This is a genomic window from Tepidanaerobacter sp. EBM-49, assembly GCF_001896645.1.
GTDB lineage: Bacteria > Bacillota > Thermosediminibacteria > Thermosediminibacterales > Tepidanaerobacteraceae > Tepidanaerobacter > Tepidanaerobacter syntrophicus.
In genome coordinates this window covers 28,610-53,867 of record NZ_MPPE01000058.1, presented here as the reverse complement: position 1 = coordinate 53,867, position 25,258 = coordinate 28,610, and the positions used below count along the sequence as shown (strand labels likewise).

The following is a 25,258-nucleotide window of genomic DNA, read 5'->3' as shown; positions in this document are numbered from 1 at the left end:
TTGATTTTCAAGTATGGATATAACAGAAAAAACTCTATAAAAGAACGTGGGGGGCTCAGTGCAGCCCCCTTAAATTCCTTATTTTAAAAACCGTAGGACCGAGTTTTACATAGATTTATATTGCTGCCAACTGCTCCAAATCCAGCAATTATGATTAGTTTTTCGAAAATGTTTCACGTGAAACATTTTAAGTTTTTTCAATTCTAGAGACTCAAAAACCTTAAAATTACATTAGCACATATAAGATTGAATTGCAAATCAAAGCAGTCTTACACCCAAATGTCCCAAAAATTTATTCCTTTTGGACGCTCGGAGTCATTTCAGATAAACAGTTATTGTTCTGCTATAACTTCAAGTATTCTTTCGAGTTCCTCGCTAGAGTAAAACTCTATCTCTATCTTGCCCCGTTTTTCACTGCCTCTTATCCGAACTTTCGTGCCGAGACTTTGCTGCAGTTTTTCTGCGATATCTGACATAATGGGGCTTATAGTTGTTTGGCGAGAACTTTTCTTCTCTTTCTTCTGCAGCAAATTTTGTGCAAGTTGCTCTGCTTGGCGAACCGATAGTCCCTCATTACTTATTTTTTTCGCAAGCCCATAGCGCAATTTTTTGTCTTCAATCGAAAGAAGGGCTCGCGCATGGCCTGCAGTAAGTTTGCCTTCAAATATAAATTTCAAAATTTCTTCTTCAAGATTCAGTAGCCGCAACGTATTTGCAATTTGTGACCTGCTTTTGCCGACTCGTTTTGCAAGTTCTTCCTGTGTAAGTCCAAACTCATCCATAAGCTGCTTATAGGCCGAAGCCTCCTCAATAGGGTTTAAGTCCTCACGCTGCAAATTTTCAATAAGAGCTATTTCAAGTACATCCCCATCTGAAAGTTCTTTTACAACCGCAGGAATCTTTTTTATTCCGGCTTTTGCTGCTGCTCTCCACCTGCGCTCACCGGCTACTAACTCATAGCCTCTACCTACTTTTCTCAGAATCACCGGCTGTAAGACGCCATGCTGCTCCATGGAAGCAGCCAGCTCCTCTAGCTTTTCTTCATCAAAATCTTTTCGCGGTTGTTTATTGTTTACAACGATCTCATCTATATTTATCTCTTGTATGGTTTCTATTCCTTCTTGTTCAGTAGGAATCAGCGCATCAAGGCCTCTACCTAATCCATGCTTATTCAATACCTAAAACCTCCTTTGCAAGCTCCATGTAAACCTCTGATCCTTTGGATTTTGAATCATAGCTTATGATTGGTTTTCCATGGCTTGGAGCCTCACTTAATCGGACGTTACGGGGAATAATAGTCTTATAGACCTTGCTTTTAAAATGCTTTTTGACTTCCTCAACCACCTGCATTGACAAATTAGTCCTAGCATCAAACATGGTAAGAAGCACGCCTTCCACTTCAATGCTCTTGTTGAGATATTTTTGTACAAGCGAGATCGTGCTAAGGAGCTGTCCTAAGCCTTCTAAAGCGTAATATTCACATTGAATCGGAACAAGAACAGTATCAGCAGCTGTCAGGGCATTTAAAGTAAGAAGTCCTAAGGAAGGTGGACAATCGATTATTATAAAATCATATTTATCGCGGATGCCCTCAATGGCGTTTTTCAATTTGTGTTCCCTTGAAATCGCAGGCACCAGTTCCACTTCAGCTCCCGCCAATTGGATATTCGAAGGCAATATATATAGATTTTCATACTCGGTTTCGATTATATTTTCTTCTATGGGTTCTTCATTTACTAAGACATTGTATATGGTTTTTTTAATCATCATTTTGTCAATGCCCACACCGCTGGTACTATTTCCCTGAGGATCGATGTCAATTAGCAGCACTTTTTCCCCAAGCACGCCTAAACACGCGGCAAGATTTATGGAAGTTGTGGTCTTGCCTACCCCGCCTTTTTGATTTGCTACGGCTATAACTCTTGCCATGGTTATTGAAACAGCAAGCACTGTTGCGCCTGTTGTTTCTGCCCTCCTTTCAAAACTTATATATATTGCGTTTCTAAATGTCACGCTTTCTAAGGCGACAATTATTTAGGATTATAAAATTTCGGATAAAGATTTTTAGTTAAAAGTTTTTAGAGCAGCAGCTCTATTGAAGTCTTAAAATTAAAGATAAAAAGTCCGGTAAATAACTTAAATTCTTTAAATAGCTAAAAGGTTGTCCTCCAAAAATGTTTTGCTTCTTATAAAAACTTTCCTTAACTAAAATGATAGCTGAAATATATTTACTTGTCGAGGCCGATTCACAGAGGCCGAATTAATTCCATGAAAGCCTCCGCTTTTTATAAGTTTATATTTATCCTATAAGTGATAGGTATTTCTGATAATTATATTGTATCAAAAAAGAATATTTTATGCTGTTTTATTTTAAAGATATCCTATAAGTATTTTACTTTATGTAAAATTTAAAGCTGACAAACCTCACTTTCAAAAACAATATATTTTACAGATATTGCTATATTGTAATTCAATATTGTATAATTTAAGTACAATTTTAAAGTAATTTCTTTAATAGTAAAATACTTCCACTAAGTTTTTGGTATTTACGGCGAGTAAAATATGCTGTTTTGAGGAAGTGCATATAAAATGGATTTAGCTTCACTGTTAGGTTTGTTACTTGCAATATTCTCACTGCTTTTTTCAGAAATAATAACCGGAGGTTCTCTTGCTGCCTTGTTGAATATTTCAGCATTCATTCTTATTATAGGCGGCACTATCGGAAGCACTATGATATCTTACTCTATGAAAGAAATAATGCAACTTCCGTCATTTTTAGTAAAAGCATTTAAAAATTCTGAACCTAATTTTAATAATATTATCGATGAAATAGTTAGATATGCCGAAATCGCGAGAAAGGAAGGATTGCTTTCATTGGAATCTAAAGCTTCCGCATCTTCCAACAAATTTATTGCCCATGGCCTAATGTTGGTCAGTGATGCTGTGGAAACTGACTATATGGAACTTATTTTATCCTCAGAAATCGCAAAAAGGCAGCGCCATGAGAGGCTGGGGGCAGAAATAATGGGAACGGCTGGCGGTTACTCTCCCACCATGGGCATAATCGGAACGGTTATGGGGCTTGTGCATGTGCTGGGAAATATTTCAAACACAGATGAACTTGCAGCTTCGATTGCGGTAGCTTTTCTTGCTACATTTTACGGCATAGGAATTGCGAATTTATTTTGGCTGCCTTTAAGTGGGAAATTAAATAGGCTTGCAAAGCAGCAAAAATTAGCTGATGAAATAATTTTAGAAGGACTTATAGCAATTGCCGAGGGAAAAAGTCCAAAATTAATCGAGGAACAACTAAAGAGTATGGCACTTTCTGAGGATATGGCACAAGCCAGAGATAGGGAAACTATTGTTTCGGCACAAGGGAGTGACTGACAGTGTCAAAAGCAAAACGTAACTATGATGACGAAGATAACGAAGAAGGGGAAGGCGGAGGCCATGACAATTCAGGAGGATTGCGGTGGTTGCTAACATACTCTGATATGATAACACTTCTAATGGCCTTTTTTATAGTAATGTATGCCATGTCACAAATAGATACCGCAAAATATCAGTCGCTTTCAAAATCTATGGGCCAAGCTTTAGGAGGCACAAATTACATAGGTATGCAAAGTGGTGGATTAATACCTGGCGCAGAAGGCGGAACTGAGCTGGCAGGCAAAACCACGGAAGATAGTTTGGAGCAAATTGCAAATGATTTGACAAATTATGCAAACAACAATGATTTGAGCGGAAAGGTTTCGTTTTTCCTCAGTGAGGAAGGGTTGAATATAAGTTTTACAGGGTCGGTATTATTTGACAAAGGCAAGGCCGATTTAAGGCCTGAGGCTATACCGGCTTTAAAAGAAGTAGCAAACTATCTTCATAAAGTCCCCAACTACATTGGTGTGGCCGGCTCCACTGATGATTTGAAAATCTCTACAGAGCAATTTCCGTCTAATTGGGAGCTTTCGGTGATCCGGGCAACAACTGTTGTACGTTTTCTTGTAGAAAAGGAGGGAATCGATCCCCATCGTATTATAGCATTAGGTTATGGTGAATATCATCCGCTTTATCCTAATATCAATGAAGTAAATAGGAGTAAAAATCGTAGGATAGACATTATTATATATAAATCGCCGCCGTTTTTAGGAAATTAAGCTTATCTTCCAAAAAGCAATCAATAAATTGTCCTTTGGTTTGATAATGTCGACATTTTTCAAATCTTAATAACCTTGCAAATATTAAAAGCAGTCTTAAGAAAAGGCTTAAGGTTTACCGCTTGCATTTTAGTTAAAATAGCTGGTGGATGGCAGTTAAATATCTCTAATCACAATTTAGGAAAATAGGCTAATTTTTTTGCGGGGAAAAATCATAATAAAAGAATTTTACTTATTGAAATCTAAAGGGTGATTTTATGGATATATGTTCATTTCCAAAGGAGAAGGTGCCTGAGGATTTAATGGAAATAGCCGTAATATTCGCAGTTTACAAAGGCAAGATAGTATTCGTAAAAAACAAGGGAAGAGGCGGATGGGAAATGCCGGCAGGGCATAGAGAAAAAGATGAGCATATAAATGTCACGGCATCTCGAGAGCTTCGCGAGGAGACCGGCGCAGTAAAATATGAGATAAAGCCTCTTTGTGACTATATGGTAACATCTGATGACCACATAGGCTATGGCCGCCTGTTTTATGCAAAAATCTATGAGCTTTCCCCTATAAACGATTCGGAAGTTGAAGAAATAGGATTTTTTACACAGCAGCCTGAAAATTTGGTATATCCCGATGTACAGTCTGCGCTTTTCAAAAAAGCAATTTCTGTTGTAGGCCCTTTGCAAGGGGAAGAAAATTAAATCTTGTTTTTAGGCAGTTTTACAGTAAGCTCAATATACTCTCCTTTGTCTACTTCGCTGTAATCAGCTGTTATCCCTGCATCTTTAACTGTTTTTACAAGTTTTCTTACTGAATTTACAAAAATTCTCACATCTTTTATCGCTATCTTAAAGCTCTTTTCTTTGGGATGAGTTCTTTCTTTGCCCCTTTCAGACGCAGCAAGCTTTCCGAGGACAGTTTCTATCATTTCTTCTGTCTGCCTTACAGTTAGATTTTCTGACACGATTTTGTTTAAGACCTGAAGCTGCAAATTTTCATCAGGTAATTTTAGAAGGGCTCGGGCATGCCGCTCACTTAACTTTTCCCGGGAAATAATTTCAATAATCTGTGGGGAAAGTTTAAGCACTCTTAGTTTATTTGCGATGGCAGACTGGCTCTTACCAAGTTTTTCAGCCAGTTCCTCCTGTGTTATGCCGCATTCTTGAATAAGCTGTTTGTATCCTTCTGCTTCTTCTAAAAAATTCAGATCCTCCCGCTGTATATTTTCTATTAAAGCAAGAATCCCAGTATCAGCATCTTTTGTATCTTTTATTATTGCCGGCACTTCTTTAAGACCCGCTCGTTGGCATGCTCTCCAACGGCGCTCTCCGGCAATTAGTTCATACTCGTTTCGGCCTGTGCGGCGCACTACGATGGGCTGTAAAATACCATAATTTTTTATAGAATTTGCAAGCTCATCCAGTGATTCTTCGTCAAACTCTTTTCTGGGTTGACGCGAGTTAGGCCGTATGGCATCTAGTGAAATATTTACAACACCTAAATGGGGCTTTGAAATTCCAAACACACAAGCTCCCTCCCTAACATTTCCCTAACATTTAAAACCTTTATCTATTCTCATATCCCTGTTGCGCCTCTTAATATCTGTGTATATGTTTTAAATAGCGTAAGGCCTTTTTGCGGCTTATAGTTACAAAGGCTTCTTCTTTATTGCTGCGGGGCTTCGGGGGTATTTTTCAGGAGAATTTTTTACCTTTGAAATCACTAGAAGGCTTCGGTATGAAATCCCGTCTAAGCTGTATTTGTGATATGCAGTAAGTTTCCCGCCTAATATATTAATAGCATTTTGTGCGGCATCTATTTCCTCTTCAGGTTCTGTGCCTTTTAAGGCGAGAAACACTCCGCCAATTTTTGCAAAGGGCAGACATATTTCTACAAGTGTATTTAAGGAAGACACCGCTCTAGCTGTTACTATATCATATTTTTCTCTATATATTGCATTATGTCCTGCTTCCTCTGCCCGCTTATTTACAACATGTACATCTGAAATATTCATTTTCTTTACAACATCTTCAAGGAAATCTGTTTTTTTTCTTATTGATTCTACTAATAAAAGCTTTATATCCGGCCTGTAAAATTTCAGTATAAGACCGGGTATGCCTGCGCCTGTTCCAATATCGGCAACTTTAGCCCCATAAGGTATGCTTACGTGTTTAGTTATAATAAGTGAATCTATGATGTGCTTTCTTGCGAAATCTTCGTCTTCTGTTATATTTGTCAAATTAATATATTTGTTTTTTTCAAGAAGAAGGCATCGAAATGTATCAAGTTGTTGGATTTCGTCAGGCTCCAACGGTATACTGCTTTTTTGTGCTTCATATCTTAGTATTTCCTTAAAATCAGCCATTAATATTTTTCCTCTTTCTTGTCTCAAGATGTATTAAAAGTACATTTATATCAGCGGGGTTTACTCCAGGTATACGGGATGCCTGGCCGATAGAAATAGGTCTAAATTTTTTAAGTTTTTCCCTTGCTTCAAAACTTAAGCCGTAGACTTCATCATAATCAATATCCTCAGGGATTTTTTTGTTTTCCATTTTTTTAAACTGCGCCGCTTGCGCCATTTGTCTTCGTATATAGCCTTCGTATATAGTAGAAATTTCAACTTCTTCTACAATGTCAGCAGGCAGTTCTTTTCTTTCTTGATCGAAAATCTTAAGTTTTTCATAATTCAGTTCCGGTCTTTTTAATAACTCTTCTAATGTGGTAGGAGAATTAAGGCTAGAGGTGCCCAGCTCATTTAAGATTTCATTTGTCTTTTCTGTAGGCGTAATTTTAATCGACCTTAGGCGCTTTATTTCTTCATCGATTTGGTTTTTCCGCTCTATAAATTTCTTATACCGCTCATCGCTTACAAGACCTATCGAATGGCCTATCTCAGTTAATCGAAGATCTGCATTATCCTGGCGCAAAAGCAGCCTGTATTCCGCGCGAGAGGTTAGTATGCGGTATGGTTCTGTAACTCCCTTTGTCACAAGATCGTCTATTAAAACTCCAATATATGCATCTGAACGGCTTAAAATAAGGGGTTCTTTTTCTTTTAGTTTCAAAGCAGCATTGATACCCGCTATAAGTCCCTGAGCTGCTGCCTCTTCATACCCTGATGTGCCGTTTATCTGGCCTGCCAGAAAAAGTCCGCTTATGGACTTTGTTTCTAAAGTCGGTTTCAATTGGGTGGGATTTACGTAATCATACTCAATAGCATAGCCAAATCTCATAATCTTGGCATTTTCTAATCCTTTTACGGAATGGGTCATCTCTATTTGCACATCTGCCGGCAAGCTTGTAGAAAGGCCTTGCACATACATTTCCTTTGTATTTAGCCCTTCAGGCTCTATGAATATCTGGTGACTCATTTTGTCTTTAAAGTTTACTATTTTAACTTCTATGCTGGGACAATATCTGGGACCTGTTCCTTTTATCTCGCCGGTATAAAGGGGCGCTCTGTAAAGATTGTCAGATATTATCTTGTGTGTTATCTCGTTCGTGTAGGTAAGCCAGCAGGGAACCTGTTCTCGCTGTATCTTGCCCGATGAATAAGAAAAAGGTATGATTGTTTCATCTCCGGGCTGCATTATCATTTTTGAAAAATCCACCGAATCTTTGTGTATTCTGGGAGGTGTGCCTGTTTTAAATCTGCCAAGTTCAAGTCCCAGCTCTTCCAAGGACTTTGAAAGCTCGTTTGCAGGAAAAAGGCCACTGGGACCACTGCTGTAACTAAGATCTCCTATTACTATTCTTCCTCTAAGATACACTCCCGTTGTCAGTATTATAGCATTTGCTTCATATATGCCGCCGGTCTTCGTTACTACGCCTCGAACCCTTTCGCCTTCAACTAAAATCTTTACAACCTCTTCCTGGACAATATCAAGATTTTCCTGGGATTCAACGGTATATTTCATGGCAGCAGAATAAGCTCTTTTATCCAATTGAGCCCGCAGCGCCCGGACTGCAGGACCTTTCTTGGTGTTTAGCATCCGCACCTGTATAAAGGTTTTATCTGTATTAATTGCCATTTGACCGCCTAAAGCGTCAATTTCTCTGACTAGATTGCCTTTTCCCGGTCCTCCAATTGATGGGTTGCATGCCATAAGGGCTATGCTGTCTAAATTAATCGCAAAAGCTACTGTTTTAAGACCCATCCGCGCTGTAGCCAACGCAGCTTCGCAGCCTGCATGCCCCAGTCCTACTACTGCCACATCATACTTTCCAACTTTATATTCCATATTTCCACCTTCATTTGCCGATGCAAAATTTTTGAAATATTGTATTTATAATCTCATCACTTATTGTATCTCCTGTAATTTCGCCGAGTTTCTCCCATGCGTCTCGTATGTCAATCTCCACCATTTCAATAGGCATACCTCTATCTATTGCGGCAAGAGCTCCTTCTAAAAACTTTCGGCTCTCGTCTAAAACCCTCCGCTGTCTTTCGTCGGCAGTAATTATGCCTTCATCTGAAATAAATCCCATCTTATCGCTGATTACTTCATAAATTGTATTTTTTAGTTCTTCTATACCTTCCTGCTTTAGCGCCGATATCTTTACAAACCTTGCCTCGGAAAGAAGGGCTTTTATTTCTTCATCATCTACAGCAGCAGGAAGATCTACTTTATTTATAACAACAATTACAGTCTTATCTTTTATAAGGTTTATAAGATTTAAATCATCTTCGGTTAATTTTCTCGAAATATCGATTATGAGAAGTACCAGTTCTGCTTCTTCCAGGTATTTCATGGCGCGACTTATGCCTATCTGTTCTACCTCATCAGCTGTCTGTCTGATTCCAGCTGTATCTATAATTCTTATCGGTATGCCGCAAATATCGATATATTCTTCAATAATATCTCTGGTAGTCCCCGGTATATCTGTAACAATCGCCCGTTCTTCTTGTAAAAGGGCGTTTAAAAGAGAGGACTTGCCCACATTTGTATTTCCAAGTATTAAAGTAGACAAGCCTTCATTGAGTATCCGTCCGGCACCTATGTTATTTATAAGTTCTTCTGTAATATTAAGTGCTTCTGTGATTTCGCCCTTTATATAAACAGGATCTGCTTCCGGTATGTCTTCTTCGGGAAAATCTATATTCGCTTCAATATGTGCCATAACGTCTAATAATCTTGACCTTACTTGTTCTATCTTTTTAGAAAAATCTCCTTTAAGCTTCCTGTTTGCCGCAGCCAGTGCTCTGTCGGTTTTGGCTCGTATTATGTCTATTACTGCTTCGGCTTGAGAAAGATCTATTCTGCCGTTTAAAAATGCTCTTTTTGTAAATTCTCCGGGCTCCGCAAGCCTTGCGCCCATATCCAAAATACATGAAAGGATGCGCTTTTGCGATGCAAGTCCGCCATGGCAGTTGATTTCCACCATATCTTCTCTGGTATAAGTATAAGGCGCCTTGAAAATAGCAAGGAGCACCTCGTCAATTATTTCGCCTTTCGAATCAATTATATTTCCAAGATAAAGCGTTCTGTTTTTTAAATCGCAAAAGGGCCTTTTCACCTTCGGTCTAAAAATCTTTTGGGCAATGTCAAGAGACTTAGGCCCTGACATCCTGACAATTCCAATACCGCCTTCACCCATGGGGGTAGAAATCGCCGCAATAGTTTCACAATTGTCTTTTAACATCAGATTCGACCTCACTTTAAATAAGCCCCAAAGCTTTATGCTCGGGGCTCTTGTGCAAAATCAGTTTTTATTTTAATGAAATAATTACTCTTCTGTAGGGCTCTTTTCCTACACTTTTTGTTACAATCTTACGGTCTTTTTGCAAAGTGGTATGAATGATGCGCCGCTCATTGGGATACATAGGTTCTAACATAATGCTTTTTTTAGTTTCCTTAACTTTATCTGCTATTTTAAGAGCTAAATGTTCCAATGTGTCTTCCCGTTTTTCCCTGTAATTTTCCGCATCCAGCACAATGCGCACAAATTCTTCGCAATTCTTATTTACGACAAGAGAGGTTAAATATTGAAGAGCATCTAATGTGCTGCCGCGCTTTCCTATCAGTATGCCTGCATCTTCGCTTTCGATTTCGAGTTTTAAAATCTCATCTTCCGGTAAGCATTTAACTTTGGCGTTTTTGTCAATAAAATGTAAAAGACCGTTTAAAAAACCTACAGCTACCTCTTCGGGTTTTGGCTTTACGGTAACTTTCACTTTGGCCGGTTTGGAAAGGAAACTTAAAATTCCCTTATTGCCTTCATCGATTACCTCTACTTCTACTTCATCACGGCTTACCCCAAGTTCCTCTAAAGCCAGCTGTACAGCCTCATCTACTGTTCTTGCCTGCTTTTCTAAGACTTTCATCTACTTTTATGTCCTCCTTAGCAATAGGTTGTGGACGCATAAATATTAACTGTTGTATTATTTGGACCACATTGCTGACCACCCAATAAAGTGCAAGGCCCGCCGCAAATTTTATTGAAAACCATCCTATCATAAGCGGCATTACTATATTCATTGACGCAGTTTGCTGATTGCTTGTTCCCGGCGGTGTTGACACTTTTGTCTGTATATATGTTGTAACTGCTGCAAGTATCGGGAGTATATAAGTTGGATCAGGCTTGCTCAGGTTCGGTATCCATAAAAAGCTTGCTCCTGCAAAATCATACGACTGGAATACTCTAAATAGCGCAAGTATAATCGGCAGCTGAATTAAAAGTGGCAGGCAACCGCCGAATGGGTTTACCTTATTTTCCTGATATAGTTTCATTATCTCTTCATTTAGTTTTTCTTTATCATTTTTGTACTTCTGCTGTAGTTTTTGTTGAATCGGCGCTATTTCCTGCATCTTCTTCATTGAATTAATTTGCATGAAGCTGAATGGCAAAAGCACTAGTTTTATCAATACTGTAAGTAATATAATGGCAATACCGTAGCTGTTAGTATAGGCACAAATAACGTCCATCAACTGTTTTATTAAACTTTCAAAAAAGGCCATCTAGCCGTTCCTCCTGTTTTTTAGTAAATCTTTTGGCAGTTGTTGAGTTTGTAATTTATATTTAAACGGGGTCGTACCCGCCCGGGTTGAAAGGGTGGCACCTTAAAATTCTCTTTATTGCTTTAAAGCCACCTACGACTACTCCGTATTTTTCAATAGCAAGAATAGCATAATCAGAACAAGTGGGATAAAATCTGCAGGTTCTAGGTTTTAAAGGAGAAATAAACTTTTTATAAAACAATATTGACCAAATTAAAAGCTTTTTTATCATTGTATATACGACCTCTTTTTAATAGACTTATAATCTCCTTTTCTATCTGGGCGTAGTTAAGTTGCACCGCAGCAGGTTTTACTGAAAACACTATATCCCAGCCGCTGTTTATAAAGTCGTAATTTTTCCTTATAATTTCCTTAATTTGTCGTTTTATTTTATTTCTTACCACACTTTTCCCAACTTTTTTAGACACTGAAACCCCTAATCGGGAATAACCTAAATCGTTTTTTTTAATGTACATGACAAAAAATGGGCTGCTTATTCGCCTTCCCGATTTATACACATTAATGAATTCTAAATTTTTCGTCAATCTTAAGGCTTTTTTCAAAAAATTAAAATCCTCCAAATAGAAAATATTATATTTTCAAATATTTAAGATCGAGCGACCTTAAAATAGGCCGCTGAAACTTTTTCTTTACTTAGGCGGTAAGTGCCTTCCTGCCCTTTAATCTTCTTCTTTTAATAACATTGCGACCGCTCTTTTTAAGCATGCGTGCTCTAAACCCATGAGTCTTTTTCCTGTATCTGCGATTGGGCTGATATGTCCGTTTCATCTGTCCACCTCCGATATTTTATGTAAATATTAATTATTATAAAAACCATAAAAATTATTCTTGCACAGCTACTTTTAGTTATCACGATTATAACTTATAATATAATTGTCTGTCAAGAAATTCTGCCCTGAAATTGCTATCAGGGTTTATATTTTTCGTTTATTGAATGAGAGAGCTAATTTTGATATTATTAAATTGGTCTCTTTTAAATTTATAAATTATTTTCTTCGCTTTTCGAGGAGGTTTTTTTATGTCTGGTCAAGTAGACCCTTTGCAATTATGGCAACACATCTTGAAAATCTTGAGCAATGAACTAAATAACGATATGTCTTTTAATACGGTCTTAAAGCCTTCAAGGCTTGCGACGCTAGACGACGGGCGGGCTGTTATAGAAGTGCCGAATGATTTTATAAAGTCTGTTATAGAAAGGCGTTATTTAAACCTTATAAAAGATATTTTCAACTCAGTTTTAAAACAAAATACCAGTGTAGAAGTAAGAATAAATCCTACAGGTTTTGATTCGGAACTTGTGCAGGAAAACCTGCCTATATCTGATGATACATCAGAAGTTAAAGCTTTTTCAGACGATTTAACGCCTTCCCTTAACCAAAAATACACATTTGATACTTTTGTAGTAGGTAACAGCAATCGTTTCGCCCACGCTGCCTCTCAAGCAGTGGCGGAGTCACCGGCAAAGGCTTATAACCCTTTCTTTATATACGGAGGAGTGGGTCTTGGTAAGACTCATCTGATGCACGCTATCGGTCATTATATACTTCAGCGGGATCCTAACTGCAAAGTCGTCTATCTTTCATCGGAAAAATTTACAAATGAATTGATAAATTCTATCCGCGATGACAAAAATGTAGAATTTAGGAATAAGTATAGGACAATCGATGTGCTTTTAATCGACGATATTCAATTTATTGCCGGAAAAGAAAGGACACAAGAAGAGTTTTTCCACACATTCAATGCTTTACATGACGCTAATAAGCAGCTTGTGATATCCAGTGACCGCCCCCCAAAAGAAATCCCTACTCTTGAAGAACGTCTAAGATCAAGATTTGAGTGGGGGCTTATAACTGATATTCAGCCGCCGGATTTTGAAACGCGTATTGCAATTTTACAAAAAAAGGCTATGATGGAAAACCTTATAGTTCCGGATGATGTAATAAACTTTATAGCCACAAAAATCGAAACAAATATTCGTGAGCTCGAGGGGGCGCTGATACGAGTAGTAGCTTATTCATCTCTTACTAATTGTCCTATAGACATGCAGCTTGCAGAACAAGTGCTTAAAGATTTAATTCCCAACGGAAAGCCGAAGCAGGTCACATCGGTGCAAATCGTAAAAGAGGTTGGGAATTATTTTTCCATAAACCCTGAAGATTTTAAATCAAAGAAAAGAACTAAGGATTTAGCTTTTGCAAGGCAGGTAGCTATGTATTTGTGCTGCGAACTTACAGACCTTTCCCTTCCAAAAATCGGAGAAGAATTTGGAGGCAGGGACCACACAACAGTAATACACGCAAGAGATAAAATAACATCTGACATGCAGCAAGATATACAATTATTAAATGCAATTGAAAGTATAAAAAAGAAAATATTATACAGTTGATAAGCTGTGGAAAGGTTCGGGACAAGTTGTTGATGGTATGTGGATAATTTTAAGTTATTAAGGGTTGCTGTTGATACTGTGGATAAAGTTATACCCATTGTCAACAGGTTATCCACAGCAAAAATTCAAGGACAGCACTTATTAACATAATTTATCCACATATCCACAGCCCCTACTACTATTACTACTATTTTTATATATATTATTAGTTTTAGTATATTTATATATATAAAGATTTTTTGGAGGTTTAAATGAAATTTATAATTAATAAAAATGAGCTTGTTTCAGCAATCTCTATAGTAGAAAAGTTTGTGCCTTCAAAAACACCTATGCCAACCCTTGCAGGAATAAAATTTTTAGCAACGGAAGATAGTTTATTTCTTACGGCTACAAATCTTGAAATGGGTATAGAATACAAAATTTACGGCGAAGATACCGGTCTTTTGGTGAAGGAAAAAGGAAACACTGTAATAGAATCTAAGATTTTATCAAATATTATTCGCAGAATAGATGAGGATATAATAGAATTTGACTGTAATGAAAATAGCGCTAATATAAAGTCTAGCGGTTTTAATATGGTACTGCCTTGCTTTAATGTAATGGATTTTCCTGAAATTTCCAAAAAAAACTCCCTTAAAACCATTAAATTAAAACAAGGTATTTTTAAAGACATGATACGAAAAACAATATATGCAAGAGCTGATGAATTTTCCTCAAGGCCCCAACTTACAGGTGTTCTTGTAGATTGTAAAGATAATATTTTGAATATGGTAGCCTTAGATGGTTTTAGAATAGCATGGAGTTATGTTGAACTTGATGATTTGGCAGAGGATTTTAAAGTGATAGTTCCGGGTTATACACTCCTTGAAATTTCAAGGATTTTTAAAGACGAAGATGAATCTTCTTTTGAATTTTGCTATAGTGCAGGCAGTGTAGAATTTGCAACAGAAAACTTTGTGATTACATCTAGAGTGCTTGATGGAGATTTTATAGACTATAAGATGATTATGAATATTGAACCGAAATTAGTTGTAAAGGTTGATGCAAATAAACTTCGTCTTGCAGTGGAAAAAGCCGGCATTATTGCAAGAGAAAGCAGTGCCGGAAACTTAATAAAATTTAATATAGCAGAGGGAATAATTGAGGTTCAAGCAGAAGCTGAGTCAGGCCGTATTTCAGAAAAGGTTGCTTGCAGCACAAAGGGACAGGAAATGCTTATAGCCTTTAATGCCGGATTTTTCCTTGATGCTTTAAAATCTATATCAGAGCCTGAGATAAGATTAGAGTTTTCTGATGAAGCAGGTCCTTGTATAATTACACCGGTAGAAAATAAACATCATAAGAACTTTATTTTACCTGTGAGGTTAAAGGGTGAGAAATTATGACGAAGGAAAAAGAGGTTTTTATTAATACCGACACAATAGAGCTTGATAAATTTTTAAAATGGGCGGGAGTTTTCTCAACCGGCGGCGAAGCGAAACTTGTGATAAACGAAGGCAGGGTGAAAGTAAACGGACAAATTGAAACCCACCGCTCACGAAAACTTAAAGTTTCTGATATAATAGAGGTTGACGGCTTAAAGCTGCAGGTGTGCCGGAGGTAATGACGTGTATCTTTATAATTTAAGGTTATATGATTTTCGAAACTTTTCCGAGCTGAATACAAAATTTAACAATGGAATCAATATCTTTTATGGTGATAACGCTCAAGGGAAGACGAATTTGCTGGAGGCTATATATTTTATATCGGAATTAAGAGCGGCAAGAGCTTTTAAGGAATCTGAACTTATAAAATACGAAAGGCCACTAGCTTTTATAAAAGGTGAATTTAAAACAAATACCGGGCCTATTACAAGACAAGTAACTTTTTATCGGGATAGAAAAAAAGAGGTTAAAGAAGGAGAAAACAAGAAAAACAAGCGGTCAGATCTTTGCCCTGATATAAGTGCGGTATATTTTTCGCCGGATGATGTGGATTTGATAAAAGGGGAGCCGGGACTTAGGCGCAGATTCATAGATAATATAGTCTGTCAATTTAGGCCTACGTTTTATAAATATCTACAGGACTATCAGCGGGTGCTGGCTGAGAGAAATATGTTGCTTAAAAGTATAAAGGTAAAACCTGAACTTATAAAAACATTAGATCCATGGGACAACCAACTTATAGAGTTTGGTTTTAGGGTTATAAGCGAAAGAATAAGTATGCTTTCAAAGATATCACAAAAGGCCAAAGATTACTTTAAAAGCTTCAGTCCCCTTAAAAGCCACCTTGATATAAAATACAAAAGCGAAATTGACTTCACTAATCTTTCTTTAATTAAAAAAGATTACAGTAAAAAACTTATAGAAAACAGAAAAAAGGACATAGGGAGAAGCTTTACATCTTTAGGACCCCATAGGGATGATATAGAATTTCTTATAAATGGCAGGGATGCTAAGTATTTTGCATCTCAAGGACAACAAAGACTTATAACCTTGTGCTTAAAATTTGCCCAAAGAAGCCTGCTTAGTACCGAAAAAGGCGAATTTCCCATATTACTTTTAGATGATGTGATGTCTGAACTTGATGAAGGGCACAGAAAGCTTATACTAGATGATGAAAAAAGTCAGGTATTTATAACAACAACAGATCTAAAATTTATACCTGACAATATCCTGAAAAAGGCATCACTTTATTTAATAAACAATGGTAGGATAGGTGAGCAAGATGGAAAAAATTGAAAATATATTAATTGGCTTGCTCAAAAAATCCCATATAGACAAGAAAGTTTTACAAGCTCAGATAATCGCCTCCTACGGCGGTATTGTGGGAAAGAAAATTTCGGCCGTCTCCAGGCCTTTATATATACAAAATGACATACTTTTTGTAGGTGTTGAAAACTCTGTATGGATGCACCAGCTTTATCTGTTAAAACTTGAGCTTATCAATAAAATTAACGCAAGTTTGCCTTATCCGCTCTTAAAAGATATTAAGTTTTTAATAAGAGATATAAAAAATTCGGAAAGAATTGATGAAGGTTTAAAACAAAGCGGTAATAAGAATACCGTCTTAATTCCAAAAGATATTTTAGAAACAATAGACGAGGTAAGTAAAACTATTTGCGATAATGAATTAAGAAATGCTTTTACAAAACTTATGATAAAAGATGCAGAAAATAAGCTGAAAAAGGAGGAGAAACATTGTTTATCCACATAGGCGGCGATGAAGTAGTTTTAACAAAGGATGTTATAATGATTCTTGATAAAAGTGCGCTTTGTGCCAAAGATACATCTTCATTTTTGCAAATCGCAAAAGAAGAAGGATTTGTCAGAGAAAACAAGGATTTGTTCTGCAATGAAGCAGACAGCAAGAAAACTGCAGTTATTATGGACAATAAAGTACTATTTTCACCTATTTCCGCCACTACGCTTTCGAAAAGGGCGGATTTTATAAAGAATCTCAAGTAGGTGTTGGAGGTTGTAAGTTTGGATAAAAAAAACGAATATGATGAAAATAAAATAGAAGTATTGGAAGGTATAGAACATGTAAGGCTAAGACCGGGTATGTATATAGGGTCTACCGACAGCCGCGGTCTGCACCATCTGGTATATGAAGTGGTAGACAACAGCATAGATGAAGCGCTGGCAGGATACTGCCAAAATATAACCGTTATAATACATCAAGACAATTCAGTTACAGTGGAAGATGACGGCAGAGGAATTCCTGTCAAAATTCAGCCAAAAGTTGGAAAATCCGCCATGGAGGTAGCGCTTACAATGCTGCATGCCGGCGGAAAGTTTCACAACAGCGGCTACAAGGTATCAGGCGGTCTTCATGGTGTGGGCGTTTCAGTGGTAAATGCCCTTTCTTCATGGATGGAGGTCGAAGTAAAAAGAGATGGCGGCATATTTTATCAAAGATATGAACGAGGTAAAGCTGTCACAGATGTTATAAGAAAAGGCGATACCGACAAAACAGGCACTAAGATAACATTTATGCCGGATGATGAGATTTTCGAAGAAATCAATTTTTCCTATGACATACTAACACAGCGTTTAAGAGAGCAGGCGTTCTTGACTCGGGGAATCAAAATCGAATTAATAGATGAACGCACAGGTAAAACCAATGTTTTTCACTACGAAGGCGGCATTGTATCTTTTGTTAAATACCTGAACAGGACAAAAGAAGTGCTTCACGAAGAGCCAATATATATGAGGGCTGTTCGCGACGATATTGAAGTAGAAGTTGCGCTTCAGTATAACAATTCTTATATCGAAACCGTGTTAAGCTTTGCAAATAATATAAACACCCAAGAAGGCGGTACCCATCTTATCGGCTTTCGTACCGCTTTAACCCGCACAATGAACGACTATATGAGAAAAACAAATATGCTAAAAGAGCAGGATGCGAACCTTTCCGGTGAAGATGTAAGAGAGGGTCTTACGGCAGTAATTAGCGTAAAACTTCCAAATCCGCAGTTTGAAGGTCAGACAAAGACAAAGCTAGGTAATAGTGAAGTGCGCAGCCTTGTTGATTCTATAGTAGGGGAAGGCATGTCTCGATTTTTAGAGGAAAACCCATCTATAGCAAAAATTATAGCTGAAAAAGCTCTAGGCGCTGCAAGAGCGCGAGAGGCAGCCAGAAAGGCAAGAGAGCTTACGCGGCGAAAAAGCGCCTTAGAACATACTGCCCTGCCCGGAAAACTTGCAGACTGCAGGGAAAGAGACCCGAGGCTTTGTGAATTGTACATTGTAGAAGGAGATTCAGCCGGCGGCTCGGCAAAGCAGGGGCGAGATCCTAATACTCAGGCAATACTTCCTCTTCGAGGAAAGATTTTAAATGTAGAAAAGGCCAGGCTTGATAAAATATTAAACAACGAAGAAATTCGTGCTATGATTACAGCTTTGGGTACCGGCATCGGCGATGAGTTTGATATAGAAAAACTGCGCTATCATAAAGTAATCTTGATGGCAGATGCAGATGTGGACGGTGCTCATATTCGCACATTACTGCTTACATTCTTTTACAGATATATGCAGCCTCTAATAGAAGAGGGCAAAGTATATATTGCTCAGCCCCCTCTTTACAGAGTGGTGCTTGGCAAAAAGGATTATTATGCCTTTGACGACTATGAGCTTTCCAAAATACTTGAAAGTCTTGGAGATGCAAGGGGAAGAGCGGAAATCAAGCGATTTAAAGGTCTTGGCGAAATGACAGCGGAACAGCTTTGGGATACCACTATGAATCCAGAAAAGCGCACAATATTAAAGGTGACACTGGAAGATGCGGTAGAGGCTGATGAAATATTCACAATTCTTATGGGCGACAGGGTAGAACCTAGACGGCAGTTTATATTCGAACATGCTGCAGAAGTTCAGAATCTTGATATATAGGAGGGAGCTAAATGGCTGAAAAAACAGGAAAAGTTGTTCCGGTTAAAATTGAAGAAGAAATGAAAAAATCTTATATCGATTATTCTATGAGCGTCATCGTAGGCCGGGCTTTGCCTGATGTAAGAGATGGCTTAAAACCGATTCATCGCAGAATTTTATATGCCATGAGTCAGCTCTCTCTTACACCGGATAAGCCTCATAGGAAATCCGCAACGATAGTTGGAGAAGTTATGGGCAATTACCATCCCCATGGAGATGCGGCAATATATGATGCAATGGTGCGCCTTGCCCAGGACTTTTCTACCAGATATTTATTGGTAGACGGCCACGGAAACTTTGGCTCGATAGACGGAGATCCGCCTGCCGCCATGAGGTACACCGAGGCTAGAATGACAAGGCTTGCATTAGAGATGCTTTCTGATTTAAACAAGGATACTGTGGACTTTATTCCAAACTATGATGAATCTTTAAAAGAGCCCAGTGTCTTGCCTGCTCGATTTCCGAATCTTTTAGTAAACGGTTCTTCCGGAATTGCAGTGGGAATGGCTACAAATATACCGCCTCATAACCTTGGCGAGGTTATAGACGGTGTTATTATGATGATTGACAATCCTGATGTTACAGTAGAAGAACTTATGGAGGTTATAAAAGGGCCTGATTTTCCAACCGGAGGCATTATAAAGGGGTACAGCGGCATAAGGGATATGTACACAACCGGCAGAGGCTCTGTTGTAATGAGAGCTAAAGCTACTATTGAAGCAATGGATGCATCCAGGCACCGCATTGTAGTAACTGAAATACCTTATATGGTAAACAAGGCGCGGATGGTAGAGAAAATTGCAGAACTTGTCAGAGACAAAAAGATAGAAGGCATCTCAGATCTTAGAGATGAAAGCGACCGCAACGGCATCCGCGTCGTAATGGATCTTAAACGGGACGCAAATCCCAATGTAATCTTAAACCAGCTTTATAAGCACACTCAGATGCAAAGCACTTTCGGAGCTATAATGCTGGCTTTAGTTGATAACAAACCCAGAGTGCTAAATCTTCGGGAGATGATTTACTATTACCTGGAACACCAGAAAGAAGTAATAGTTAGAAGAACCAGATTCGATTTAAATAGAGCCGAGGAAAGAACCCACATCTTAGAAGGATTAAAGATAGCTCTTGATAATATAGATGAAATAATTCCGATTATTAGAGGTTCAAAAGATGATGCAGAGGCAATGAAAGCCCTAATTTCCAGATTCGGGCTTACCGAAAAACAAGCCCAGGTCATACTTGATATGAGGCTAAAGCGTCTTACGGCTCTTGAAAGAGATAAAATTGACGAGGAATACAATGATCTGCTGATAAAAATTGAGCACTACAAAAAGATACTAGCAGATGAACAAATGGTTCTTTCGATTATAAAAGATGAGCTGATGCAAATAAAGGAAAAATACGGCGATGAGCGAAGAACTCACATAACCCACGATGAGGGAGATTTAGATATTGAGGATTTAATTGCCGAAGAAGACATAGTCATAACCTCTACTCATTTTGGATATGTAAAACGCCTGCCCCTTTCTACTTATCGCAGTCAGCGACGAGGCGGACGGGGCATAACGGGAATTACCACAAGAGAAGAAGATTTTGTAGAAAATATATTTGTCTGCACCACGCACCATGTTGTATTATTTTTTACAGACAAGGGTAATGTATACAGGCTTAAAGCATATGAAATTCCGGAATCCGGCCGTACCGCAAAAGGCACTGCTATAGTGAATATCTTGCCACTTAAGCCTGACGAGAGAGTCAATGCCATGATTCCCATAAAAGATTTTAGCGATGCAAAATATTTGATTTTCGCCACCAAAAACGGCATTGTAAAAAAGACTCTGCTTTCAGAGTATGATACATCCCGAAACGTTGGGCTGATAGCTATAACTTTAAGAGACGATGATTCGCTTATAGGCGTGCGCCTTGTAGATAAAAACGAAGAACTTATTTTAGGCACCTACAACGGAAAAAGCATACGATTTTCAGTAGATGACGTAAGCGCCACAGGTCGGACTGCTCAAGGCGTAAAGGGTATAAGCCTTCAAGGTAAGGACAAGGTTGTATCTATGGATATTGTTATAGAGGGTCATGATGTACTAGTTGTTACCGAAAAAGGTTTTGGTAAACGCATTAATGAGAAAGAATTCAGACGTCAGGCAAGAGGCGGAAAAGGTGTCATTATCCAGAAAATCACCGAGAAAACCGGCCACCTTGTGGGTTTACGTGTTATTAAAGAAACCGATGAAATAATGCTGTGTACGAATTCCGGTATAATGATACGGATTTTGGCTTCAGACATATCCAAGATGAGCCGAAACACCATGGGCGTTACTCTTATAAAACTGGAAAATGATGATATTGTAGCATCTCTTGCAGTGGTAAGCGAAGATTAAAGGATATGAGGACTTGGAGAAGCAGGAAATAAATAAATTTAGTAAAACGCCTCTTATACAAGCTTTAAAAGAATATGAAAAAAAGGATTCCTTAAGGTTTCACATGCCAGGCCATAAAGGAAGATGTCCTAGAGGAGTATTTTGTGACATTAAGGAGAATTTATTTGGCTGGGATGTAACAGAAATACCGGGACTGGATGATTTTGCCCAGCCGGAAGGCCCTATAAAAGAAGCCCAGGAAAAACTTAGCGCTCTTTATGGGGCAGATACCTCCTATTTTCTTGTAAATGGTGCAACTTCAGGGATAATCTCCATGATGGCGGGAGCACTTAGCGAAAAAGACAAAATCTTAATTCCCAGGACAAGCCATAAATCTGTGCTTTCCGGGCTGATTTTAACCGGAGCATCTGCTGCTTATATAATGCCGGAAAGATGTGAAGAACTAGGAGTATATGCTCAGGTTGAGCCATGCGCCATAACAAATAAGCTTATAGAAAATCCCGATATCAAGGCGATCCTTGTTACAAATCCTGTATATCAAGGTTTTTGCCCTGATATTGCAAGGATTGCAGAAATCGCAAAGGAAAGAGGCACAACGCTTCTTGCAGACGAGGCCCAAGGTCCCCACTTCGGATTTAGCAAAAAAGTTCCTCAAAGTGCCGGCAAATTTGCAGATGCATGGGTGCAAAGCCCCCACAAGATGCTGACATCCCTTACCCAAAGCGCCTGGCTTCACATAAAAGGGAATCGAATAGATAAGGAGAGGCTGGAAGATTTTTTGCATATTGTAACAACATCCAGCCCTTCGTATATTTTAATGGCGTCCCTTGATGGGACAAGGGAGCTTATAGAAGAAAATGGAAACGCATATATAGAAAAAGCTGTAGAGCTTGCCCAAAAAGCAAGATACGAAATCAACAATTCCACGGTATTTTATGCACCGGGCCAAGAAATCTTAGGCAAGTACGGGATAAGCAGTCAAGATCCTCTGCACCTTATGGTAAATGTATCCTGCGCAGGTTATACGGGATATGATATCGAAAAAGCTCTCAGAGAAGATTTTTCTATATATGCGGAATATGCGGATTTATGTAATGTTTATTTCTTAATAACATTTTCCAATACTTTAGAAGATATAAAGGGATTGTTAGCAGTCCTTTCGCATTTTAAGCCTTTGAAAAATAAGGTGAAGCCTTGTGTTTGGATAAAAGACCTTCCGAAAGTTGCATTAGAGCCGAAAAAAGCCTTCAAGCTTCCGGCAAAAAGCGTGCCGCTCAAGGACTCTGCAGGCTCTGTGTCTAAAAGGCCGCTGGTTCCGTACCCGCCGGGAGCGCCGCTGGTTATGCCGGGGGAAATCATTGAAAAAGAACACATAGAAATGATAAATGAAATTTTAAATTCCGGGGGATACTGCCAAGGAGTGACATCTGAAAAATTTATCCAGGTAGTAACTGACTTTTAGGAAACTTGCCGGGAATCCCCCTGTTTCAATGGGGAGATGAAAAGCGATAAAGTATCTTAAACCTATATACAAAGAAAAGAGCGACCGGTAGGGCATTGGGCAAGCCGGTAATGATAGGTCAGGCGGGCTAAATCTTGCGGCCTAGAATTACGAAGCTCGTTATTTCAATGCCGGGTAGTTTACGTAAATGGGTAAGAGGGGAATTTTATGAAAGGTAAATTTATAACAATTGAAGGTCCTGACGGAGCAGGGAAGAGCACCCAAGTAAAAAAACTGAGTGAGCATTTAAAAACAATAGGCTATAAGGTGCTGACAGCCCGGGAACCCGGAGGCACTCTCCTTGGAGAAAGGCTTAGAGAGGTTTTGCTTTCAACAGAAGGAGAAAGTCCTGTGCCGGAGGCCGAAGCTCTTATATATGCCGCATCTCGGGCACAGCTTGTAAAAAAGGTAATTGAACCTGCATTACAAGAGGGTTTTATTGTTATATGCGACAGATTTGTAGATTCCAGCCTTGCTTATCAGGGATGGGCAAGGGGGCTTGGAATAACAGAAATTGCAAATATCAACAGCTGGTTTTTAAAAGATACATGGCCGGATTTAACTATAATTCTCGACATAGACCCACAACAGGCATTTCTGCGTATGCAGTTTAAGAAAGACAGGCTTGAAAGCGAAAGCCTTGAATTCCATAAAAAGGTAAGAGAAGGATTTTTGAAGGTGCAGGATATGTATCCTAAAAGGGTAAAAATAGTTGACGCATCGGCAAAACCGGAAGAAGTATTTGAAAATCTATTGTTCGAGATTGAAAAATCAGGTATAATAAAGACAAATTAGGCAGTATCTCGAAGGAGCGATATAAATGAAACTTATAATGGCTGTAATCCAGGACAATGACGCTGGCCGACTAATGGAAGCGTTGAGTCGAAAAAAATTCGGCCTGACGAGACTTGCCAGTACCGGTGGTTTTTTAAGAAGCGGCAACACTACGCTAATGATTGGTGTTGAAGATGAAAGAGTCGAGGAGCTTCTTGGCATAATAGAAAAAACCTGCAAGCCCAGAAAAAAAATAGTCACACCACTGCCTGCAGGTCCTGCTGATGCTTATGTTCCATATCCGGTAGAGGTAACAGTGGGAGGCGCAACTTTATTTATTCTAGATGTTGAAAGGTTTGTAAAGGTATGAAAGTAAATCTGCCTGTAGATTTTGGACTTCCGAGGGAACTTTTAGTAACAAAAAAACACGAAAGCTCCATTTTTTACGAGGAACTTAGTAAAGCCTCAAAAGCGCAGTTAAAAAATCAGGCAGAAATTGAGCTGGATATTATAACAAAATTAGGGCGCACAGTTTGCGAAAACATGACACTGGCATCTCTTAAGGAATTTAAAGACAGAATAGCCCAATTTTTAAATATGTGCATTTCGGGCGGCCTTTGTTTTAAAGAAGAACGCTTTCGCGACCGCAATGGTAGAATAAAAGCTCTTTCAGTTGTAAAAATAATAAATCAAAAACTGTTGGAGCTGGCCGATGAACTGCTTTCAGAAAATAAAGACTCATTAAAAGTAATCGCATTAGTTGATGAAATATGCGGATTACTTGTCGATATATATGTTTGAGGTGGTATATTGAAAAACATATCCCATGCTTATATTTTTTTAGGCAGCGAAGAAGAAACATCCCGGCATGCTTTAAATCTTGCCCAAGCGGTAAACTGCCAGAACGCTGATTTTGCACCATGCTTATCCTGCAGTGCGTGCAAACAAATAGAGCAGGGCATACATCCGGACGTTGTTCAAATATTTCCCGATGGAGTCTCAGTTAAAATCGATCAAATAAGAAAGGCGATACTGGAAATTGCAGAAAAACCCATAGAGGGGAAAGCTAAAGTTTACATTTTTCACAATGCGGATACTATTACCCGAGAAGCTCAAAACGCTCTGCTTAAAACATTAGAAGAGCCCACTTCGGATAGTGTTATCATTTTGCTTACAAATAATCTTAAACAATTAATTCCCACAGTTATATCCAGATGCCGGGTTGAAGATTTTTCAAAAAACGATTATACAATGCGTCTTTCTGATGAAAACAGGCAGAAGATTATCGAAATTTTGGGCAGTGTAATTGAAAAACCGAAAGATATAAATATTTTTCTAAAGGCAAAAGAACTTGCCGATATAGATGAAAAAATCGACGAGATATTAGAACTTATAATTTCGTTTTTAAGAGATATGCTAATTATAAAGGCAGATGCTGATGCGGTGCTTATAAATGACGATTTAAGACAAATGATTGAAAAATATGCCTTGATGTCTTATGAAAAATCAATAATTATGGGTATTGAGACTGTGCTAAAACAATTGAAGGCCGCAAAATACAAAGGCAACAAAAATCTAATCTGTTATAATTTATTGATGAGCCTTGAGGAGGGATTTTGA

The 25,258-nt window shown here is 38.4% G+C and carries 27 protein-coding genes; 16 read left to right on the top strand and 11 right to left on the bottom strand.

Annotated elements, in window-relative coordinates:
- Window positions 1-332 precede the first annotated feature (332 nt).
- Together BUE08_RS10660 and BUE08_RS10655 are read right to left on the bottom strand one after the other, a co-directional pair.
- Window positions 333-1,175, bottom strand: coding sequence for a ParB/RepB/Spo0J family partition protein (locus BUE08_RS10660; RefSeq protein WP_059032104.1), 843 nt, complete (start codon window positions 1,173-1,175; stop codon window positions 333-335).
- Entirely contained in the window at window positions 1,168-1,929 is a 762-nt protein-coding gene (locus BUE08_RS10655) for a ParA family protein (RefSeq protein WP_059032330.1), read from the bottom strand. The genes BUE08_RS10660 and BUE08_RS10655 overlap by 8 nt, the downstream gene beginning before the upstream one ends.
- A gap of 660 nt (window positions 1,930-2,589) precedes the next feature.
- Here BUE08_RS10655 and BUE08_RS10650 point away from each other — a divergent pair.
- The 3 genes from BUE08_RS10650 (at window position 2,590) to BUE08_RS10640 (ending at window position 4,849) form a co-directional block, all read left to right on the top strand.
- A complete protein-coding gene (locus BUE08_RS10650; RefSeq protein WP_059032102.1) occupies window positions 2,590-3,390 on the top strand; it encodes a motility protein A in 801 nt (266 codons plus the stop codon).
- A gap of 2 nt (window positions 3,391-3,392) precedes the next feature.
- Window positions 3,393-4,154, top strand: a complete 762-nt coding sequence (locus BUE08_RS10645; protein ID WP_286680918.1) for a flagellar motor protein MotB — start codon at window positions 3,393-3,395, stop codon at window positions 4,152-4,154.
- 257 nt (window positions 4,155-4,411) lie between these two features.
- On the top strand, window positions 4,412-4,849 hold the full coding sequence (locus BUE08_RS10640) for an NUDIX hydrolase (protein ID WP_273039745.1): 438 nt from the start codon (window positions 4,412-4,414) through the stop codon (window positions 4,847-4,849).
- Here BUE08_RS10640 and noc read toward each other — a convergent pair.
- The 9 genes from noc to rpmH all read right to left on the bottom strand — a co-directional run bounded on the left by noc (window position 4,846) and on the right by rpmH (window position 11,938).
- Entirely contained in the window at window positions 4,846-5,673 is an 828-nt protein-coding gene (gene noc / locus BUE08_RS10635; RefSeq protein WP_286680917.1) for a nucleoid occlusion protein, read from the bottom strand. The two genes, BUE08_RS10640 and noc, sit on opposite strands and share 4 nt — an antisense overlap.
- A gap of 123 nt (window positions 5,674-5,796) precedes the next feature.
- Window positions 5,797-6,513, bottom strand: a complete 717-nt coding sequence (rsmG, locus tag BUE08_RS10630) for a 16S rRNA (guanine(527)-N(7))-methyltransferase RsmG (RefSeq protein ID WP_286680916.1) — start codon at window positions 6,511-6,513, stop codon at window positions 5,797-5,799.
- On the bottom strand, window positions 6,506-8,392 hold the full coding sequence (gene mnmG, locus BUE08_RS10625; RefSeq protein ID WP_286680915.1) for a tRNA uridine-5-carboxymethylaminomethyl(34) synthesis enzyme MnmG: 1,887 nt from the start codon (window positions 8,390-8,392) through the stop codon (window positions 6,506-6,508). Before mnmG ends, rsmG begins: the two co-directional genes overlap by 8 nt.
- A 10-nt stretch (window positions 8,393-8,402) precedes the next feature.
- The gene (gene mnmE / locus BUE08_RS10620; protein WP_213997418.1) at window positions 8,403-9,794 is read right to left on the bottom strand and encodes a tRNA uridine-5-carboxymethylaminomethyl(34) synthesis GTPase MnmE; all 1,392 of its coding nucleotides are present in this window, start codon (window positions 9,792-9,794) and stop codon (window positions 8,403-8,405) included.
- Window positions 9,795-9,861: 67 nt separating this feature from the next.
- Entirely contained in the window at window positions 9,862-10,476 is a 615-nt protein-coding gene (gene jag / locus BUE08_RS10615) for an RNA-binding cell elongation regulator Jag/EloR (protein WP_213950502.1), read from the bottom strand.
- On the bottom strand, window positions 10,439-11,110 hold the full coding sequence (locus BUE08_RS10610) for a YidC/Oxa1 family membrane protein insertase (protein WP_059032085.1): 672 nt from the start codon (window positions 11,108-11,110) through the stop codon (window positions 10,439-10,441). Before BUE08_RS10610 ends, jag begins: the two co-directional genes overlap by 38 nt.
- 61 nt (window positions 11,111-11,171) lie before the next feature.
- Window positions 11,172-11,381 carry a membrane protein insertion efficiency factor YidD gene (gene yidD / locus BUE08_RS10605; protein WP_114272595.1) on the bottom strand — a complete coding sequence of 70 codons (210 nt, stop codon included), beginning with the start codon at window positions 11,379-11,381 and terminating at the stop codon, window positions 11,172-11,174.
- Window positions 11,341-11,712 carry a ribonuclease P protein component gene (rnpA, locus tag BUE08_RS10600; protein WP_059032083.1) on the bottom strand — a complete coding sequence of 124 codons (372 nt, stop codon included), beginning with the start codon at window positions 11,710-11,712 and terminating at the stop codon, window positions 11,341-11,343. The genes yidD and rnpA overlap by 41 nt, the downstream gene beginning before the upstream one ends.
- Before the next feature lie 91 nt (window positions 11,713-11,803).
- A complete protein-coding gene (rpmH, locus tag BUE08_RS10595; RefSeq protein WP_059032081.1) occupies window positions 11,804-11,938 on the bottom strand; it encodes a 50S ribosomal protein L34 in 135 nt (44 codons plus the stop codon).
- Between the two features lie 250 nt (window positions 11,939-12,188).
- Here rpmH and dnaA point away from each other — a divergent pair, with 250 nt between their 5' ends.
- The 13 genes from dnaA (at window position 12,189) to BUE08_RS10530 (ending at window position 25,258) form a co-directional block, all read left to right on the top strand.
- Window positions 12,189-13,556 (top strand): chromosomal replication initiator protein DnaA, encoded by a 1,368-nt coding sequence (gene dnaA / locus BUE08_RS10590; protein ID WP_059032079.1) that lies wholly within the window; start codon window positions 12,189-12,191, stop codon window positions 13,554-13,556.
- A 251-nt stretch (window positions 13,557-13,807) separates the two neighbouring features.
- Window positions 13,808-14,941 carry a DNA polymerase III subunit beta gene (dnaN, locus tag BUE08_RS10585; RefSeq protein ID WP_286680914.1) on the top strand — a complete coding sequence of 378 codons (1,134 nt, stop codon included), beginning with the start codon at window positions 13,808-13,810 and terminating at the stop codon, window positions 14,939-14,941.
- Window positions 14,938-15,159 (top strand): RNA-binding S4 domain-containing protein, encoded by a 222-nt coding sequence (locus tag BUE08_RS10580; RefSeq protein ID WP_059032076.1) that lies wholly within the window; start codon window positions 14,938-14,940, stop codon window positions 15,157-15,159. Before dnaN ends, BUE08_RS10580 begins: the two co-directional genes overlap by 4 nt.
- A 4-nt stretch (window positions 15,160-15,163) precedes the next feature.
- A complete protein-coding gene (gene recF, locus BUE08_RS10575; protein ID WP_286680913.1) occupies window positions 15,164-16,276 on the top strand; it encodes a DNA replication/repair protein RecF in 1,113 nt (370 codons plus the stop codon).
- The gene (locus BUE08_RS10570; RefSeq protein WP_213950503.1) at window positions 16,263-16,751 is read left to right on the top strand and encodes a DciA family protein; all 489 of its coding nucleotides are present in this window, start codon (window positions 16,263-16,265) and stop codon (window positions 16,749-16,751) included. Before recF ends, BUE08_RS10570 begins: the two co-directional genes overlap by 14 nt.
- Window positions 16,736-17,002, top strand: a complete 267-nt coding sequence (remB, locus tag BUE08_RS10565) for an extracellular matrix regulator RemB (RefSeq protein ID WP_059032071.1) — start codon at window positions 16,736-16,738, stop codon at window positions 17,000-17,002. Before BUE08_RS10570 ends, remB begins: the two co-directional genes overlap by 16 nt.
- Window positions 17,003-17,020: 18 nt before the next feature.
- Window positions 17,021-18,928: a DNA topoisomerase (ATP-hydrolyzing) subunit B gene (gyrB, locus tag BUE08_RS10560; RefSeq protein ID WP_059032069.1), complete on the top strand. Its 1,908-nt coding sequence runs from the start codon at window positions 17,021-17,023 to the stop codon at window positions 18,926-18,928.
- A gap of 11 nt (window positions 18,929-18,939) precedes the next feature.
- Window positions 18,940-21,363 (top strand): DNA gyrase subunit A, encoded by a 2,424-nt coding sequence (gene gyrA / locus BUE08_RS10555; RefSeq protein WP_286680912.1) that lies wholly within the window; start codon window positions 18,940-18,942, stop codon window positions 21,361-21,363.
- Between the two features lie 13 nt (window positions 21,364-21,376).
- Window positions 21,377-22,825 (top strand): aminotransferase class I/II-fold pyridoxal phosphate-dependent enzyme, encoded by a 1,449-nt coding sequence (locus BUE08_RS10550; RefSeq protein WP_286680911.1) that lies wholly within the window; start codon window positions 21,377-21,379, stop codon window positions 22,823-22,825.
- Window positions 22,826-23,032: 207 nt separating this feature from the next.
- Window positions 23,033-23,659, top strand: a complete 627-nt coding sequence (gene tmk, locus BUE08_RS10545; RefSeq protein WP_213950505.1) for a dTMP kinase — start codon at window positions 23,033-23,035, stop codon at window positions 23,657-23,659.
- Window positions 23,660-23,684: 25 nt separating this feature from the next.
- On the top strand, window positions 23,685-24,008 hold the full coding sequence (gene darA / locus BUE08_RS10540; protein WP_059032061.1) for a cyclic di-AMP receptor DarA: 324 nt from the start codon (window positions 23,685-23,687) through the stop codon (window positions 24,006-24,008).
- Window positions 24,005-24,439 carry a YaaR family protein gene (locus tag BUE08_RS10535; protein WP_059032059.1) on the top strand — a complete coding sequence of 145 codons (435 nt, stop codon included), beginning with the start codon at window positions 24,005-24,007 and terminating at the stop codon, window positions 24,437-24,439. The genes darA and BUE08_RS10535 overlap by 4 nt, the downstream gene beginning before the upstream one ends.
- Window positions 24,440-24,448: 9 nt before the next feature.
- Window positions 24,449-25,258: a DNA polymerase III subunit gene (locus tag BUE08_RS10530; protein ID WP_059032057.1), complete on the top strand. Its 810-nt coding sequence runs from the start codon at window positions 24,449-24,451 to the stop codon at window positions 25,256-25,258.